We start from the raw sequence: 16,463 nt of genomic DNA, 5'->3' as shown, positions 1-16,463 counted from the left end.
CTGTCATGGCGCCAGCTGTGCAGCAGGGTAGCTAAGTATGGAATAGATAACCGCTGAAAGCATCTAAGCGGGAAACTAACCTCAAAACAAGGCTTCGCTGAGGATCGTGGAAGACTACCACGTTGATAGGCCAGGTGTGGTAGCGCGGTGACGTGTGAAGCTTACTGGTACTAATAATCCGATCGGTTTGATCGTTTCTCAGCAAAACTCATTCGATTTTTCGAATACGACAATGTCTTTTCGCAATCCTTCTGTCCGCCTGGTTGACCTGGTGGCTATGTCGGAGGTTCCCCACCCGATCCCATCCCGAACTCGGTCGTTAAGCCCTCCAGAGCCAATGGTACTTCGTCTCAAGGCGCGGGAGAGTAGGTCGCCGCCGGGTCTACCAGGCGGACAGGGGGTTGCAGCGCCTATCTGGCGCAATCTTGAACACTTCTTCCTTCACACTACCGTTTGCCGCGGGATGGAGCAGCCCGGTAGCTCGTCAGGCTCATAACCTGAAGGTCGCAGGTTCAAATCCTGCTCCCGCACCCAAACATCAAAGACGCCGCCCAGATCGGGCGGCGTTTTTGCGTTTCGGGCTGATCTTCGCGCGTCCGCCAGCCTCCAGGTCAGGTATAAGGCCGTCGCGCGGTTAGCAGCCGGACGACAAGAGCCCTGAAGTGAACCCAGTGTCCGATCCCCACCCGGTGTTTGTCGGAATCGAAACCGGTGGGGCTAAGATCCTTTGCCGCGTCGTGGCGGCTGACGGGGCGGTTCTGGCCGATGTTCGCCTTCCCACCGAGGGTCCGGAAACGGCTCAAGCCGTGCTGGTCCGGACGGTGGAAGAGGCGACGCCAGCCGGGGCGCGTGTCGCCGGCATTGGCCTTGCGAGTTTCGGGCCTTTGGTAATTGATCCGACCTCTGCGGACTACGGCGTCATGCTGGCCACGCCCAAACCCCGCTGGAGCGGCTTCAACCTGGGCCGCCGACTGGCTGACGCATTGGACGCTCCTGTCGCGATTGACACGGATGTCAACGTGGCGGCCCTCGCAGAGCAGGCGATCGGAGCGGCCCGCGGGCTTCATACCGTCGCCTATGTCACCGTAGGGACCGGCATTGGCGGTGGAATGGCGATCAACGGCCTGACGCTGAAGGGCGCATTGCACCCCGAGATCGGACACGTACGGGTGCGGCGTGCGGAGAATGACCGGACGCCCAGCCGATGCGTCTTCCATCCCGACTGCGCCGAAGGATTGTCGGCCGGGCCCGCCCTTGGGGATCGGTTGAACGGACGGCGTCTGGAGGACGCGGCCGAGGTGCGGGCCTTGGCGGCCGACTATCTGGGGCAGTTCTGCGCGACCCTGCTGCTGGCTTGGTCGCCACAACGGATCGTGCTGGGCGGCGGGGTGATGGGGACGAAGGGGCTGATCCCGGAGATCGAATCGCGGATGCGCCAGGAACTGAACGGCTATGGTGCGAGCGTGGTGGCCGGCGAGGGCGGCTATCTGGTCCCTGCCGCGCTGGAGAACGCCGGGCTGGAAGGGGCCCTGATCATGGCGCGGGAGATCGCCGGGGCATGACTCTGTTCGCGGATGATGAGGTCGCCGCCGCCGTTGATCCGTCGAGCGCGGACAATGTCTTCTTCATGATCGGCGGCACGGAGGCGGCGCGTCGGACGGCCTGCGATCTGGCCGAGCGACTCGCGCCGCCAGGGTCGCAGCGGCGTCCGGCGTCCGTCCTCCATGCCATCCTGGTTCTGGTGGGGACGTACGATCCCCGAGCGGTGGCGCGGGCGATCCAGATCGGCGACCTGATGCGCGGGGCGGCGTTTCGACTGGTCTTCGACCGGTTGGAGCGGTTCGGGAACGGCGCGGTGGTGCTGGGTTGCGCGGAGACGCCGGACGCCTTTCTGGAGGTGCGCCGTCAGCTGACCCAAGCGGCGCGAAGCTTGGGGAAAGACGTGATGGGCGGGCAGCGGCCGCATCTGACCGTCGCCTATGGCGGCCCGGCGTTCGAGCCGATCCGACTGGACGAGCCTCTGGTGTGGGAGGCGCGGGAGGTGCTGCTGGTCCGCAGCCTGCATGGCAAGGCGGCCCATGAGGAACTGGGCCGCTGGAGTCTGTTGTGAACACCGCCGCTGTTCGTATCGCCGCCGTCTATGGATTCGCACGGATCGAGGATCCGGAAGCCTTTCGGGCGCGGCTGGAGGAGGCTGCGCAGGCGGGAGGCGTGCGCGGGACCCTGTTGGTGGCCCATGAGGGGGTGAACGGCACCATCGCGGGACCCGAAGTCGGGGTCGAGGCGGTGTTGGCGGTCATCCGGGCGACGCCCGGGCTGAAGGCGCCGGAGGTCAAATACGCCTGGAGCGATACGCGGCCGTTTCATCGGCTGAAAGTGCGTGTGAAGGCCGAGATCGTCACCCTGGGGCGGCCGGACGTCGATCCGGTCGGAAACGTCGGGACCTATGTGGCGGCCGAGGACTGGAACGCCGTGATCGCCGATCCCGACACGCTCGTGATCGACACGCGCAACGCCTATGAGGGGGAGATCGGGGCCTTCGAACATGCGGTCCAGCCCAATACGGCCGGGTTTCGTGACTTTCCCGCCTGGTTCGAAGCCGAGGGGCGGGCCCTGATCGCCGAGCGGGGGGCGAAGCGGGTGGCGATGTACTGCACCGGCGGCATCCGCTGCGAGAAGGCGACGGCCCTGCTGAAGACCGAAGGGGTGCAGGACGTGTTGCATCTGAAGGGCGGAATCCTGCGCTATCTGGAGACCGTGCCGGAGCCCGAAAGCCTGTGGCGCGGGGAATGTTTCGTCTTCGATGAGCGGGTGGCGGTGGGGCATGGCCTGACGGCCGGATCGCACAGCCTGTGCCGGGCCTGTCGGATGCCCGTCAGCAAGGCGGGGCGGCGGTCTCCCAAGTACGTCGAGGGCGTGGCCTGCGAGCGATGCGCCGACGACCGGGCGGACGAGCGTCGGGCCGCCTATGCCGAGCGGCAGCGACAGGTGGAGATCGCGGCGCGGCGAGGTATCGCCCACATCGGCCAGGAGGCCGCCGACCGGATCGACAAGCGGAGCCATTCGGCCGGTCCGGACGTTGATCCCTCCTGAACGAGGTTCCAGCCCATGCGTCTGATGTCCGATCGATCCAGACCCGCCACCGCCATGATTGGCGGATTCGCTGCTGTCGGACTGACGCTCTCGGCCTGTAGTCCGCCGGCCGAGACGCCGGAGACGCCGCCTGCCGCCGAGGCCGACGCGGCGCCGCCCGCGACCGATCCGACGGCGCCGGCGACGGCCTATGCCTGCGAAGGCGGTCGAACGGTGTCGGTAATCTATATTGGCCAGTCGCAGGCCCGGGTGACCCGGGACGGCAAGACCCTGTCGCTGGCGGCGGCGCCGTCGGGCAGTGGGGCCCGATACACGGGCGAGGGTGTCGAGTGGCGGGTTGCGACGCGCGGCGACCAGGAAACGGGGGTTCTGACCCGGATCGAGACCGGCGGGCAGCCGGGGCCGGTGCTGGAACGCTGCAGTCGCGCCGCGCCGGCGCCCGTTACGCCGCCGCCCTGTGTCGGTGGCCAACTGAAGTTGTCGCTCGACGGGGGGGACGCCGGGATGGGCAACCGGGTCAATGTGCTGGCCCTGACCAACACCGGGCCGAACACCTGCGTCACCGGAGGATATCCGACCGTGTCGGTGCTGGACGGCAAGGGCGTGCCGCTCGCCAACGTCGTGGCCGAGCGCGGGCCGGACAACTATTTCAACGGCGGGCCTGCGCCGAAGACCCTGACCCTGGCTCCGGGCGCGAAGGCGGTATTCGACCTGGCCTGGAACGTCGTGCCGCATGAGGCCGAGGGGGAGACGGTCTGCCCGACGGCGACGACCGTCAGGGTGTCCGCCCCCGGAGACGCCACGCCACTGGACATGGCCCAGACCTTCACCCCCTGCGGCGGGCGGGTCAGGGTGAGTCCGCTGCGCCCGGCGGACGCCTCGCCGAACTAGGCCGGAGCGATGGTCTTCGCCGGGGTGGCGCGGGCGAGGGTTTGGGCGTAATCCGACGCGCCTGAACCGCCATTCGCGAGGGCCCATGCCGACCGCTTTCCACGACCGCGTCAGCCGCGAACTGTCCGATATCGACGCCCAGGGGCTGACCAAGCCTGAGCGGGTCATCGCCAGCCGGCAAGGTCCGATGATCGAGGTCGGCGGGCGCAGCGTGCTCAATCTCTGCGCCAACAACTACCTGGGTCTGGCGGGCGACCAGAGGATCGTCGATGCAACCAAGGCGGCGTCTGATGAGCGTGGCGGCGGGACGGCCTCGGTGCGATTCATCTGCGGGACGCTGGACATCCACAAGGCGCTGGAGCGGTCGGTCGCCGACTATCTGGGGTTCGAGGACGCCATCCTGTTCGCCGCCGCCTTCGACGCCAACGGCGGCCTTTTCGAGCCCCTGTTCGGCGAGGAAGACGCGATCGTTTCCGACAGTCTGAACCACGCCTCGATCATCGACGGGGTGCGGCTGTGCAAGGCCAAACGCTACCGCTTCGCCAACTCCGACATGGACGAACTGGAGACGCGGCTGCAGGAGGCCCGGGCGGCGGGCGCGCGCGACATCATCATCGCCACCGACGGCGCCTTCTCGATGGACGGCTATATCGCGAAGCTGAAGGATATCCGGGTTCTGGCCGACAGGTACGACGCCCTCATCATGGTCGACGACTGTCATGCGACGGGCTTCCTGGGCCCGAAGGGGCGCGGGTCGTTCGCCCATCACGGGGTTCAGGTGGACTTCGTCACCGGCACCTTCGGCAAGGCGCTGGGCGGCGCCATGGGCGGCTTCATCTGCGCCACCTCGGCTGTGGTGCAACTGCTGAAACAGAGGGCGCGGCCCTATCTGTTCTCCAACGCCCTGGCCCCGTCGATCTGCGGGGCCTCGATGGAGGCGATCCGTATCGCCCAAGGCGCCGAGGGCGACGCCCTGAGGACGCAGCTGACCGCCAACGCCGCCCGTTATCGCTCGGCCATGACCGAGGCCGGGTTCGACCTGTTGCCCGGCGAGCATCCGATCATCCCGGTCATGCTGGGCGACGCCAAGCTGGCGCAGGATCTGGCGGCGCGGATGCTGGAGCTGGGCGTCTATGTGATCGGCTTCAGCTTCCCGGTGGTGCCGCGCGGCCAGGCGCGCATCCGGACGCAGATGTCGGCGGCCCACACCTTCGACCACATCGATCAGACCGTCGCTGCGTTCAAGCAGGCTGGTAAAGAGTTGGGAGTAATCTGATGACCCACACCATGAAGGCCCTGGCCAAGACCGGTCCCGTTCCCGGGCTGGAACTGATCGACGCCCCCGTTCCGACGCCGGGGCCCGAGGACGTGCTGATCCGGGTGAAGCGGACGGCCGTGTGCGGCACGGACATCCACATCTGGAACTGGGACGAGTGGTCCCAGAAGAATGTGCCGACCCCGATGATCACGGGGCATGAGTTTTCCGGCGAGATCGTCGCCGTCGGGTCCGAGGTGGATCGGCCGCTGAAGATCGGCCAGCGGGTCTCGGCCGAGGGCCATGTCATCGACCTCAACTCCGAGGCGGCGCGGGCCGGGCATTTCCATCTGGACCCCCACACGCGCGGCATCGGGGTGAACCGTCAGGGCGCCTTCGCCGAGTTCGTGGTCGCTCCGGCGTTCAACGTCATCGAACTGCCGGACGACGTGTCCGACGACGTGGCCTCCATCCTCGATCCGTTCGGCAATGCGGTGCACACCGCCCAGCAGTTCGACCTACTGGGCGAGGATGTTCTGGTCACCGGCGCGGGGCCCATCGGGATGATGGCGGCGGCGGTGGCGCGTCACGCGGGCGCGCGGACGGTCGTGCTGACGGACATCAACGACTTCCGTCTGGACCTGGCGCAGAAGGTGGCGCCGGGCGTGCGCACGGTGAACACGACCAGGGAAGACCTGAGGGACGTCATGCACGAGCTGGGCCTGAAGGTCGGGTTCGATGTGGCGCTCGAGATGTCGGGCTCGCCGATCGCCTTCAAGCAATGCGTCGATACCCTGATCATGGGCGGCGGCATGGCCCTGCTGGGCATTCCGGCCAAGCCGATGGAGACCGACTGGGGCGCCATCATCCTGAAGGCCCTGAACATCAAGGGCGTCTATGGGCGCGAGATGTTCACGACCTGGAGGAAGATGCTGGGCCTGCTGAAGGCCGGGCTGGATCTGGAGCCCCTGATCACCCACCGCATGGGCTACGAGCGGTTCGCCGAAGGCTTCGAGGCCATGAAGGCCGGTCAGTCGGGCAAGGTGGTGCTGAACTGGGACAAGGCCGCTTAAGGGGGCCTTCTAGCGGGCCGTGCGCCAGTCCTGCGGGGCGGTGAAGGCCGCGTTGCGCCAGACGCCGAGGCGGGCGGTGCGGGCCCGATCCTCGGCCTCGACATAGTCCAGACTGTATTGGCGGTAGGCGAGGGCCATGCCCCGTTCGACCATCCAGGCGCCGATATCCTCTCCGCCCGTGCGACAACGGGCGACGGTGCGGCCGTAGCGATCCGTGTCCAGCGGCTCGCAGGAGACGGTGCGCCCGTCGAGCCGGCGGGTCAGGGCGTCGGTTCCGGCCAGGCCGCAGTACCAGGTCGAGGCGCCGGCGCCGCAGGTCTGGTCGCGTTCGAAGGCGTCGACGCCATGGAGGCGGATGCGCTCTCCGTTGATCTCGAGCGTGTCGCCGTCGATGACGCGGGCGGGCCCGATGAGACCGCTCGTTGCGTCTGACGGCGAAGGCGATGCGGCGGCGGGCGCGGTCCATAGATCGGCGGCGACGTCACGCCAGGCGGGCGGCGCCGCGATGGCGAGGCAGAGGGCCAGAATCACCACGGCGCCCAGGATTTCGACAGGTGACAGACGCCAGGCGCGGCGCGGCCGCCGGAAGGGGATCACCCGACCTCTCGTCGCCGTCCGTGTCGTCATGGTCGCCTGCCCCCGAAAGGCGGGAGGTTGCGACCGACCCGGTTAAGATCGCTTTACCCTGGGCGAGACAGCATCCGGATCAGGGCGATCTCGAATCCCTTGGTCGTCGGGCCGGGCAGGGCTCCGAGACGGCCGTCGGCGTACATGTCCAGCACTGCAGGGTGGACGTAGGAGGCGCGGCAGACGGTAGGGGTGTTGCCGAGGAGGCCGGCGACCGCGCGAATGCAGAGATTGACCTGTCGTTTCGCCGCCGTCGGCGATCCAGCAGCGCCGGCGTCCCTGAGCGCCCGGGCGGTCGAAACGGTGGCGGCCCAGGTGCGGAAGTCCTTGGCCGAGAAGGTCTCGCCCATGGCGTCGCGGATATAGGCGTTCACATCGTCGGAGGTCACGGGGCAGAGATCGCCGTCGGCGTCGCGGTATTTGAACAGCTGCTGGCCGGGTAGTTCGCGCAGGGAGCGGACGACGGCGGCCAGGCGGCGGTCCTTTATGGTCACCTCATGATCCTTGCCGCTCTTGCCCCGGAAGGCGAAGCGGAGGGCGGCGCCGTCCATGTCGAGGTGGCGCTTGTTCAGGGTGGTCAGGCCATAGGAGCGGTTCTGGCGCGCGTATTCGGCGTTTCCGACCCGGATCAGCGTCAGTTCCAGCAGACGGACGACAGTGGCCAACACCTTGTCCCGGCTGGCGCCGCGCCGGTTCAGATCGGCCTCGACGCGCGCGTGCAGTTTCGGCAGGGCGCGGGCGAAGGCGGGCAGGCGCTCGAACTTGGTCTCGGCCGCGTGACGGCTCCAGTCGGGATGATAGCGATACTGTTTGCGGCCCCGGGCGTCGCGGCCGGTGGCCTGGATGTGGCCGCGCATCAGGGGGCAGATCCAGACGTCGGTCCAGGCGGGCGGAATGGCGAGGAGGCGGATGCGCTCAAGGGTCTTCGCGTCGGTCACCGTGGCGCCGGTGGCGTCGATATAGCGGAAGCCCTTGCCGCTGGGCCGTCGCGACAGGCCCGGACGGTCGTCGTTGCACCACCGCAAGCCCTCGGGCGCCTGGGGCAAGGCGAGGTCGGCGGCCATCCGCGCGGAACCGTCGGCCATCAGCCTCGCCTCCGGTGGAATAGGGCGGAGGCGGGGGCGGGGGCAGGCGACATGGGCTTGGTCCGGGGAGATGGCCGGACAGCAACGACTCTTCGGTCGCGGCGGTTCCTCTTGACCCCGGGGCCCTTGACCTTGGGCGCCGGGCGCGGGACGGAGCGGGATGAACTATCGTCACAGCTTTCACGCCGGAAACTTCGCCGATCTGGTCAAGCACGCCCTGGTGCTGTGGCTGTTGAAGGCGCGCCAGAGTCAGGTCGCCGCCGGCGGGCCGGTGACGGTGATCGACACCCATGCCGGGGCGGGCCTTTATGACCTGACGGGCGACGCGGCGCGGTCGAAGGAGGCCGAGGCCGGGGTGATGCGGCTGATGGCGGCCGAGGGGCTGCCGCCCGCGATCGCGGCCTTGGCCGACGAGGTGCGGGCGGTGAATGACGGCGCCGATGAAGTGCGCTTCTATCCGGGGTCGCCGCTGCTGGTGGCGCGAGCGCTTCGGGTCGGGGACGGCTATCGCGGGTTCGAGCTGAACCCGCCGGTCGTGGACCTGCTGGATCAGGCCCTGGCGGGGTTCGCGAATGCGAGCGGCGAGGCGGGCGACGGTTATGACCGGGCGATGGAGGTCGCGAGAGGCGTTAGGGCGCCGCTGGTGCTGATCGATCCGCCGTTCGAGAAGCCTGATGACTATGTGCGCTCGGCGGAGACGGCGATGTCGGTGGTGGGCGCCGACCGGTCCGCGAACGTGGCGGTCTGGACACCCATCAAGGACATGGAGACGTTTGACGGCTTCCTGCGGCGTCTGTCGGGCGACGTGCTGGTCGCCGAGGCCCGGCTGCGGCCCCTGACCAATCCGATGAAGATGAACGGCTGCGCCATGGTCATGCTGAACGCGCCCGATGGGACGGACGCTGCGGCGGCCGAGGTCTGCGGCTGGGTGGCGCAGACTCTGGGCGAAGCCGGGGCGAAGGCCGAGGTCTGGCGGCTGTAGATCAGACCCAGGTCGGGACCGGCAGGCCCTTGGACTTCAGGAAGTCGACGTTGAACAGTTTCGACGCATAGCGGGCGCCGGGGTCGCACAGGCAGGTGACGATGGTCTTGCCGGGGCCGAGTGCGCGCGCGAGCCGGACGGCGCCGGCGAGGTTGACGCCGGCCGAGCCGCCCAGCGACAGGCCCTCATACTGGACCAGGTCGAACAGGATGGGCAGGAACTCCGCGTCCTCGACCCGCCAGGCGTGGTCGGGCTTGAAGCCTTCCAGATTGCCGGTGATGCGGGCCACGCCGATCCCCTCGGTGATGGAGGAGCCCTCGGCCTTCATTTCGCCGTTGGTGAACCAGCTGTAGAGGGCCGCGCCGCCGGGATCGGCCAGGCCGATGGCGATGTCGGGGTTCTGTTCACGCAGGTAGGTCGAGACCCCGACCAGGGTGCCGCCCGAGCCGACGGCGCTGACGAAGCCGTCGATCCGGCCACCGGTCTGGGCCCAGATTTCCGGGCCGGTGGTGCGGTAGTGGGCCTCGCGGTTGGCGAGGTTGTCGAACTGGTTGGACCAGATCGCGCCCTCGAACAGTTCGGCGTTGAGCTCGGCCGCCAGCCGTCCGGAATAGTGGACGAAGTGGTTGGGGCTGGAGAAGGGGGCGGCGTCGACCTCGATCAGCCGGGCGCCGAGAGCGCGGACGGCCTGCTTCTTTTCCTCGGACTGGGTGCGGGGCATGACGATGACCACCGGATGGCCGAGAGCCGCGCCGACGAGGGCCAGACCGATGCCGGTATTGCCCGCCGTGCCCTCGACAATGGTTCCGCCGGGCCGCAGCGCGCCCGAGGCTCGCGCCGACTGGACGATGGACAGGGCCGCCCGATCCTTGATCGAACCGCCGGGGTTCAGGAACTCCGCCTTGCCGAGGATTTCGCAGCCCGTCTGATCCGACAGGCGGTTCAGGCGGATCAGGGGGGTGTCGCCGATGAGGTCGAGGACGGAACGGGAGGTGGACACGGAGGAAGCCTCAGGCGATGCGTTGCAGCGCACCTTATAAAAGGATTTGTGTTTGAGCGGCTGATAGGATTTCTAACGGCATGGCCAGACCTCTTCTCCCGCTCAACGCCCTGCGCGCCTTTGAAAGCGCCGCGCGCACCTTGAATTTCTCTCGGGCGGCCGAGGAATTGTCGGTGACGCCCGGCGCCGTGAGCCAGCAGATTCGCTTGCTGGAAGACGTCGTCGGCGGGCCCCTGTTTCTGCGCGAGGCCAAGGGGCTGCAGCTGACCGATCTGGGGCGGGGGGCCGTGCCCTTGTTGCGGGAAGGTTTCGAGCGGCTGATGGACGCCTCGGCCATGCTCAGGGAGCCGCCGCGCCGGCGTCAGGTCTCGATCAGCGTGGCGCCCTCGTTCGCCTCCAAATGGCTGATGCCGCGCATGGATGATTTCCACGCCGCCCATCCCGAGGTCGAAGTATGGATCTCGGCCGATATGGAGCCGGTTGTGCTGGGCGAGGGCAAGGCCGATCTGGCGGTACGCTATGGGCCGGGCGACTATCCGGGTCATGTTGTCGAGCGGCTGATGACCGAGACGGTGCTGCCCGTCTGTGCCCCGGCCCTGCTGAAGGGCGACAGGCCGATCCGCAATCCCGCTGATCTGGTCGGGCACACCCTGCTGCACGACATGTCCAACGACGCCGATCCCAGCCGCCCCGACTGGCCGATGTGGTTGAAGGCGCGCGGGGTCAAACATGCGGATGCGCGGCGCGGGTCGCGGTTCAACCAGTCGGACATGCTGATCGAGGCGGCGGTCGCCGGTCGTGGCGTGGCCCTGGCCAAGCGCACCCTGGCCCAAGCGGACCTGGAGGCCGGCAAGCTGGTCGCGCCGTTCGCGGATGGATCAGAAGCGGTCGGCTTCGCCTATCATGTGGTCATGCCGCGCGACCGGCCGGCCTCGACCAGCACCCTGGCCTTCGTCGCCTGGCTGAAGAAGCAGGCGGTGCACCACGACAACTCGATGGGCGGGCTGTAGGGAGAGTAGGGATTGGGGACTAGGGTGTGGGGAAGGATAAACCCCAGCCTCTATTGGTACACCCTACACCCTTACGCCTGCAGGGCGCGCAGGGCGCGGACGCGGGCGTCGTCGGTCATCAGGTTCGGGCGGGCCGGGCCGTGGATGACCATGGGGGCTGCGCTTTCCTCATCGCCCGAAGGCGTGACCAACCAGCCGCGACGGGCGAAGGCGGCGCCGGAGGCCTGACGCGAGGTCCACTTGGCGATCGGGGCGGAGAGCAGCAGGGGGCCGACGATCGGCACGAAGAAGCTGGCCAGGTCCGGGCGGAAGCCCAGGGCCACGACGAAGGCGGCGCCCGCGATCATCTGCCAACGCATGGAGCGGAAAGCGTCGCCCCAGGTGATGCCGTCGGCGTCGCGCTGCTGGGCATGCCAGCCAGCGTTCTGACCGGACATGATCTTCACCACCGAGACGGTGTTGGCGACCATGAGGATGGGGGCGAGGATGGCCGACATGGCGATCTCGGCCAGCATGCCCGAGACCACGCGACGGCCGCCGCCGAAGGCCCGGCGTTCGCGCGGACGCGACAGGACCAGGGCGGCGCCCATGACCTTGGGGCCCATCAGCAGCACACCGGCCAGCAGGGCCGCCAGCATGAAGGGCGAGAACTGGGGGTTCAGGAAATAGAGGAAGGATGACCAGTCCGGGGCGTATTGCAGCTCGATGGCCAGACCGACCACCAGGGCCGAGAACCACAGGGCCGAGGCGACGTAGGCCAGGACCCCCATGAACAGCTGGGTGCGGTTGGCGAAGGACAGGCCCGGCGAACCCAGCAGGGCCATGTGCTGCAAGTTGCCCTGGCACCAGCGATGCTCGCGGCGGATGAAGTCGGTCAGGGTCGGCGGGGTCTCCTCGCACGAGCCGTCCAGGGCGGCGGTGACGTGGCAGGCCCAGCCGGCGCGGCGCAGCAGGGCGGCCTCGACGACGTCATGGCTGAGGATATGACCTTCGAACGGCGCCTTGCCGTCCAGGTGCGGCAGGCCCGAGGCCTCGGCGAAAGCGCGGGTGCGCAGGATGGCGTTGTGACCCCAGTAGGAGCCTTCCGAACCCGTCCACCAGGCCAGGCCGGCCGCGGCGACGCGACCATACAGGCGCACGCTGAACTGCGACACGCGGGCGAACAGGGTCTGGGCCTTGATGATGGTCGGGGCGGTCTGAATCAGGCCGACGCCCGGGTTGCGCTCCATCGCGTCGACCAGCCGCAGCAGGGTTTCGCCCGCCATGGTCGAATCGGCGTCCAGCACCACCATCTGCTCGTAGGCCGCGCCGAAACGACGGGTCCAGTCGGTGATGTTTCCTGCCTTCTTTTCCGTATTGAGTTCGCGGTGGCGATAGAAGGCCTGGCTGTGGGCGCGCAGCCGGAAGCCGGCGAAGGCGGCCTGTTCGGTCATCAGGGCCGGAGCCTTGTTGGTGTCCGACAGGACGAAGAAATCGAAGGCGTCCGACACGCCCAGACGCGCCAGGCTCGCGTCGATCTTGGCCAGGCGGGCCAGGGCGGCGTGGGCGTCCTCGTTGTAGAGGGGCATCAGCAGGGCCGTCCGGGTGGTCGGCGCAGGCGGGTGGGGGGCGAAGTCGAGGTCTTCCTGCTCGCGGTGGGTCAGTAGCACCCACAGGCCGATGGCGGAGTTGGCGAACCAGCAGGAGATCGAGGCGATCAGGACCAGGAAGAGGCCAAAGCCCAGGACCTCCAGCTTGTCGAAGCCGTGGCGAGCATAGAGAACCCAGGGGGTGACGGCGGCCAGGCCGGTCAGGACCAGGCTGGCGGCGACCAGCAGCCAGCGGCGCGCGGCGATGTTCGTTGGTGTTGTGTCGACGTGATCGACGACGACCGTGTGGTCGAGCGACTGGATCGGCATGGCCAGGGGCGCGTCATCGGGCAGCCAGTCGGAAACCCCGTAGGTCTCCGCGCCCGCCAGAAAATCCTCGCTGCGAAGGGCAAGCCTGTTCATCGCTGTCGTGACGTCCCGAGAAGGGCCGCGCGCATGGGGGAGAGGGCGCGCAGGCCAGTGCAGCGCAGCATGAACGCATTTTCGTGAAAATCAATCACGCGATCGTGATAACCGCGTGTTTTTTTACTTTCCGGCCCGATCTGGGGCGTCGGTGGGCGACGGTTCCCCATCCAGGCGAAGCTTCTGGCCCAGGAGCCAGGCCGCTATGCCCGTCCAACCCACCAGAACAAGGGCATAGCCCCGTTCCCACCAGCCGACATTGGCGTCGTTCACCGTGCCGGGAAAGACCATGTGGTGGGTGACGACCGTCAGCACGGCCATGATCACGAAAACCGCCATCAGGAAAAGCTTCAGACGCGGCATGTCGCGCCGGGCGGACAGGCCCCAGAGCAGGAGCAGGGGCGCGATCTGGATGCCGAGGGCGAGGTTCAACACCTTTGCATGCATCGGATCCGGCCAGGGAATCAGGCAGGAGGCCGCAAGTCCGATCCCGGCGAGAACGAAACAGACGGCGGTAAGAACGCCCGCGATCCGGTGGCCGGTGATGGCCATGAGGGCGAGGCCCAGCCCTACGCCCGCCGCACCCGCCATGACGCCGGCCAGCAGCACCCCGCCGTTGAAGATGAGGGGCATGGAGGCGTTAGCGCCGCCGAGCTCGCTGAGGTACTGGCGGGCGTTGTCGAAGTCCGGATAGGCGCTCATGGCCAGGGCCACGGTCAGGATGGCCAGGACGGGGGCCGCGACGCCGAGGGTCAGCAGGAGCCGGCGACGACGATAGGGGCCGGGATGGGGCAGGCCGAAGGTCGGACGACCCGGCAGGGGACGCAGGCCCCAGATCGGACGCAGAAGCGGCACCCGGCGGACGATCTCATAGATGATGAGGCTGCCGCCGAGGGTGAAGGCGGCCAGGATCGGCGCCTCGACACCGACGGGCAGGTCGGCCGGGCGGATCCACCACAGGGCGATCACCAGCAGGGTCTGGTGCGCCAGATAGAGGGTGAAGACGGCGTCGTTCAGATAGGCGAGGACCGGACCGGACCTCTGGCGCAGATGCAGGCTGGCGAAGCCGAGAATGGCGACCATCACCGCCCACTGGTCGATGGCCACGACGATATTGCGAGGTATGCCATGGAACGCCCCGCCGCCGGGATGGGCGACCTGGAGCATCATCAGGGGCAGGGCGACGGCGGCGACGCCGAGTGCGATCCAGCGGTGGCGTTCCAAGGACTTCCAGATGGAGACCTCGCGCGCGGCGAAGAAACCGAACAGGAAGGCGGCCAGGGACTGGGCGTGGTTGTACCAGTCCCAGACCAGATTGTTGGTCAGGCCGAAGGGCGGATAGAGGATCACCCGCACGACGATCAGGTAGAGGGCCGGGACCCACAGGATGCGCGGCCCGGCCAGAGCGCGGCCGATGCCGGCCTCGATCGCCGCGATCCAGGTCGGCCGGTACATCAGGGCGACGACCACGAAGCTGTAGACGGCGATGTAGACGACGAACCACAGGTGGTTGAACGGCACGCCGTCGGCGAGGCCGGACCCGCTGAACTCATGGATCAGCCAGGCCGGATAGCCCGCGTTCCAGCCGGCCTTGTCCATGGCCTCGATCCAGGACTGGATCGTCACGAGCACCAGAACGCCGAAGATCAGGGGCGGGCCGAGGCGGGCGATGCGCAGGCGGGCGGTCTCGGCCGCCGTGCGCCGCAGGGTCATAAACCGAACGGCCGCGCCCGAGACCAGAAACAGCAAAGTCAGACGCCAGGGATTGGTGACCAGAACCGCCTCGCGGATCCATTCCAGCGTATGGCGGCTGTGCAGGTGCCAGTCCCAGGGACTGTAGGCGAGCCCGACGTGATAGAAGATCAGCAGGCCGAAGGCGCCCACCCGGATCCAGTCCAGATCGTGACGACGGGTGGAGGGGGATGCGGCGGCGCTCACCGCGCCCCTATGCGTCAGCCGGCCCGTGAAGTCCACGCGACAAAACCGGCCCGATCAGTCGCGCCAGCGGTCGATGAGGGCGTCGAAGGTCGTCTCGCCTCGGCGGGCGGGGTCGATCCGGCCGGGGGTGAGGGACAACCGGGGCGCCGGCGCGGGCTGCGTCAGGCCGTCGATCGAGGGGAGGGTTTCGCGCGTGGCGAGATGGGGGTGGGCGGCTGCCTCGGCGAAGGACAGGACGGGGGTGACGCAGGCGTCGGTGTCCTGGAACACCGCTGTCCAGTGATCGCGAGGCCGGGCGGCGAAGGCGCTTTCCAAGGCGGCGGCCAGGTCGGGCCACCGCGTCTGGTCGTATTGGGCGGCGGGGTCGAAATCGAGCTTCAGGCCGGCGACGAGAGCGGCGAAGAAGGGCGGTTCCAGGGCGCCGACGGCGACGAAGCCGCCGTCCGCGCAGGCGTAGCAGCGATAGAAGGGCGCCCCGCCGTCCAGCAGGTTGGATCCCCGGGCCGAGGTCCAGAGGCCGCCCGCGGCGAGGGCGTGAAACAGGCTGGAGAGCACCGAGGTTCCGTCCGTCATGGCCGCATCCACCACCTGACCTCGGCCGGTGGTGCGGGCGGAGGTCACGGCCGACAGCAGGCCCACGACGGCGAACATGGCCCCGCCGCCGTAGTCGCCGACGAGGTTCAGGGGAACGGGCGGCGGGGCGTCCGGCGATCCCATGGCCTGCAGGGCGCCGGTCAGCGCGATGGAGTTGAGGTCATGGCCGGCGCGCTGGGCCAGCGGTCCGGACTGACCCCAGCCCGTCATGCGGACGTAGGCGAGGCGGGGGTTTCGGGTGAGGCAGGCGTCCGGGCCAAGACCGAGACGCTCCATGACGCCGGGACGGAAACCCTCGATCAGGGCGTCGGCGCGACCGACGAGGTCCAGCGCGCGGTCGCGGTCCTCGGGCGCCTTGAGGTCTAGGTTGAGGTGGGGACGGTTGCGGTTGAGCACCGCCCCGCCGGTGTTCTCCCAGAAGCCGCCGCCGCCACGGCAGACACGCACCACGTCGGCGCCGAGGTCGGCCAGGATCATGGCGGCGAGCGGCGCCGGACCGATGGCGTCGAACTCCACGATCCGCATCCCGGCGAGCGGGCCCTGGGCGTCGGTCATAAACTCTCCCTTTCGGGGGAGGTTAGCGGGCCTGTTCCGGCGCCGATAGGCTGAGCTGGATGACGTCGGTCCGGCCGGTGGCGAAACCCGCCTCGCAGTAGCCGAGGTAGAAGAGCCAGAGCCGGTCGAAGGTCTGGTCCATGCCGCTCTTCACCGACCGATAGTTGGCGGCCCAGAGGTTCAGGGTGCGGGCGTAGTCGAGGCCGAGGCTGCGTTCAGCGCCGGCGGTCAGGCCCTGTTCGGCGATGACCTCGCCCAGGCGGGCCCGGCTAGGCAGCATGCCGCCCGGGAAGACGTAGCGCTGGATGAAGTCGACGCGGCGCCGGTAGCCCTCGAAAAGGTCGTCGCGGATGGTGATGATCTGAAGCC

Annotated in this window: 15 protein-coding genes, 1 tRNA gene and 2 rRNA genes; 11 read left to right on the top strand and 7 right to left on the bottom strand. The window is 68.3% G+C overall.

Features of this window, described 5'->3' with window-relative positions; all coding sequences use genetic code 11:
* From ACT6QK_RS12565 to tdh, 9 genes are all read left to right on the top strand, one after another.
* Positions 1-195: ribosomal RNA gene (locus ACT6QK_RS12565) — 23S ribosomal RNA — on the top strand; the annotation flags it as partial.
* A 72-nt stretch (positions 196-267) separates the two neighbouring features.
* A 5S ribosomal RNA gene (gene rrf, locus ACT6QK_RS12560) occupies positions 268-382 on the top strand.
* 75 nt (positions 383-457) lie between these two features.
* A tRNA-Met gene (locus ACT6QK_RS12555) sits at positions 458-534 on the top strand.
* Positions 535-671: 137 nt separating this feature from the next.
* Complete coding sequence (locus tag ACT6QK_RS12550; protein WP_444598161.1) at positions 672-1,562, top strand: ROK family protein; 891 nt, start codon at positions 672-674, stop codon at positions 1,560-1,562.
* Entirely contained in the window at positions 1,559-2,110 is a 552-nt protein-coding gene (locus ACT6QK_RS12545) for a 2'-5' RNA ligase family protein (protein ID WP_444598160.1), read from the top strand. The genes ACT6QK_RS12550 and ACT6QK_RS12545 overlap by 4 nt, the downstream gene beginning before the upstream one ends.
* The gene (gene trhO / locus ACT6QK_RS12540) at positions 2,107-3,093 is read left to right on the top strand and encodes an oxygen-dependent tRNA uridine(34) hydroxylase TrhO (protein ID WP_444598159.1); all 987 of its coding nucleotides are present in this window, start codon (positions 2,107-2,109) and stop codon (positions 3,091-3,093) included. The genes ACT6QK_RS12545 and trhO overlap by 4 nt, the downstream gene beginning before the upstream one ends.
* A gap of 54 nt (positions 3,094-3,147) precedes the next feature.
* Positions 3,148-3,984 carry a DUF4232 domain-containing protein gene (locus ACT6QK_RS12535; protein ID WP_444598158.1) on the top strand — a complete coding sequence of 279 codons (837 nt, stop codon included), beginning with the start codon at positions 3,148-3,150 and terminating at the stop codon, positions 3,982-3,984.
* An 85-nt stretch (positions 3,985-4,069) separates the two neighbouring features.
* Positions 4,070-5,260: a glycine C-acetyltransferase gene (locus ACT6QK_RS12530; RefSeq protein ID WP_444598157.1), complete on the top strand. Its 1,191-nt coding sequence runs from the start codon at positions 4,070-4,072 to the stop codon at positions 5,258-5,260.
* The gene (gene tdh / locus ACT6QK_RS12525) at positions 5,260-6,312 is read left to right on the top strand and encodes an L-threonine 3-dehydrogenase (RefSeq protein WP_444598156.1); all 1,053 of its coding nucleotides are present in this window, start codon (positions 5,260-5,262) and stop codon (positions 6,310-6,312) included. The genes ACT6QK_RS12530 and tdh overlap by 1 nt, the downstream gene beginning before the upstream one ends.
* Before the next feature lie 9 nt (positions 6,313-6,321).
* On the opposite strand, the gene ACT6QK_RS12520 is transcribed toward tdh, so the two are convergent.
* Both ACT6QK_RS12520 and ACT6QK_RS12515 read right to left on the bottom strand, forming a co-directional pair.
* Positions 6,322-6,939 carry a thermonuclease family protein gene (locus ACT6QK_RS12520; RefSeq protein ID WP_444598155.1) on the bottom strand — a complete coding sequence of 206 codons (618 nt, stop codon included), beginning with the start codon at positions 6,937-6,939 and terminating at the stop codon, positions 6,322-6,324.
* Positions 6,940-6,992: 53 nt separating this feature from the next.
* Positions 6,993-8,024, bottom strand: coding sequence for a DNA topoisomerase IB (locus tag ACT6QK_RS12515; RefSeq protein ID WP_444598154.1), 1,032 nt, complete (start codon positions 8,022-8,024; stop codon positions 6,993-6,995).
* Positions 8,025-8,184: 160 nt separating this feature from the next.
* On the opposite strand from ACT6QK_RS12515, the gene rlmJ reads away from it, so the two are divergent.
* On the top strand, positions 8,185-9,006 hold the full coding sequence (gene rlmJ / locus ACT6QK_RS12510; RefSeq protein WP_444598153.1) for a 23S rRNA (adenine(2030)-N(6))-methyltransferase RlmJ: 822 nt from the start codon (positions 8,185-8,187) through the stop codon (positions 9,004-9,006).
* A 1-nt stretch (position 9,007) separates the two neighbouring features.
* On the opposite strand, the gene ACT6QK_RS12505 is transcribed toward rlmJ, so the two are convergent.
* Positions 9,008-10,006, bottom strand: a complete 999-nt coding sequence (locus ACT6QK_RS12505; RefSeq protein ID WP_444598152.1) for a cysteine synthase A — start codon at positions 10,004-10,006, stop codon at positions 9,008-9,010.
* An 80-nt stretch (positions 10,007-10,086) separates the two neighbouring features.
* Between ACT6QK_RS12505 and gcvA the strand changes: the two genes are divergently transcribed.
* Complete coding sequence (gene gcvA, locus ACT6QK_RS12500) at positions 10,087-11,016, top strand: transcriptional regulator GcvA (RefSeq protein WP_444598151.1); 930 nt, start codon at positions 10,087-10,089, stop codon at positions 11,014-11,016.
* A 71-nt stretch (positions 11,017-11,087) separates the two neighbouring features.
* Here the strand turns inward: gcvA and mdoH are convergent, their stop codons facing one another.
* From mdoH to ACT6QK_RS12480, 4 genes are all read right to left on the bottom strand, one after another.
* The gene (mdoH, locus tag ACT6QK_RS12495; protein WP_444598150.1) at positions 11,088-13,007 is read right to left on the bottom strand and encodes a glucans biosynthesis glucosyltransferase MdoH; all 1,920 of its coding nucleotides are present in this window, start codon (positions 13,005-13,007) and stop codon (positions 11,088-11,090) included.
* 123 nt (positions 13,008-13,130) lie between these two features.
* Complete coding sequence (locus ACT6QK_RS12490) at positions 13,131-14,945, bottom strand: acyltransferase family protein (protein ID WP_444598149.1); 1,815 nt, start codon at positions 14,943-14,945, stop codon at positions 13,131-13,133.
* Positions 14,946-14,999: 54 nt separating this feature from the next.
* Positions 15,000-16,094: a CaiB/BaiF CoA transferase family protein gene (locus ACT6QK_RS12485; RefSeq protein WP_444598148.1), complete on the bottom strand. Its 1,095-nt coding sequence runs from the start codon at positions 16,092-16,094 to the stop codon at positions 15,000-15,002.
* Between the two features lie 22 nt (positions 16,095-16,116).
* Positions 16,117-16,463 (bottom strand): class I SAM-dependent methyltransferase (locus ACT6QK_RS12480; RefSeq protein WP_444598147.1); only part of this gene is annotated, 347 nt, incomplete at its 5' end.

It is taken from the genome of Brevundimonas sp. (genome assembly GCF_052436175.1).
Lineage (GTDB): Bacteria > Pseudomonadota > Alphaproteobacteria > Caulobacterales > Caulobacteraceae > Brevundimonas.
This window is presented reverse-complemented; position numbering and strand designations above follow the sequence as displayed.

Bases quoted from the DNA above. Each gene is read 5' to 3' on its own strand.
- ACT6QK_RS12520 (WP_444598155.1), bottom strand. From the start codon at position 6,939: ATGACGACACGGACGGCGACGAGAGGTCGGGTGATCCCCTTCCGGCGG.
- ACT6QK_RS12530 (WP_444598157.1), top strand. From the start codon at position 4,070: ATGCCGACCGCTTTCCACGACCGCGTCAGCCGCGAACTGTCCGATATC.
- gcvA (WP_444598151.1), top strand. From the start codon at position 10,087: ATGGCCAGACCTCTTCTCCCGCTCAACGCCCTGCGCGCCTTTGAAAGC.
- mdoH (WP_444598150.1), bottom strand. From the start codon at position 13,007: ATGAACAGGCTTGCCCTTCGCAGCGAGGATTTTCTGGCGGGCGCGGAG.
- ACT6QK_RS12485 (WP_444598148.1), bottom strand. From the start codon at position 16,094: ATGACCGACGCCCAGGGCCCGCTCGCCGGGATGCGGATCGTGGAGTTC.
- ACT6QK_RS12535 (WP_444598158.1), top strand. From the start codon at position 3,148: ATGATTGGCGGATTCGCTGCTGTCGGACTGACGCTCTCGGCCTGTAGT.
- ACT6QK_RS12515 (WP_444598154.1), bottom strand. From the start codon at position 8,024: ATGGCCGACGGTTCCGCGCGGATGGCCGCCGACCTCGCCTTGCCCCAG.
- ACT6QK_RS12545 (WP_444598160.1), top strand. From the start codon at position 1,559: ATGACTCTGTTCGCGGATGATGAGGTCGCCGCCGCCGTTGATCCGTCG.
- rlmJ (WP_444598153.1), top strand. From the start codon at position 8,185: ATGAACTATCGTCACAGCTTTCACGCCGGAAACTTCGCCGATCTGGTC.
- tdh (WP_444598156.1), top strand. From the start codon at position 5,260: ATGACCCACACCATGAAGGCCCTGGCCAAGACCGGTCCCGTTCCCGGG.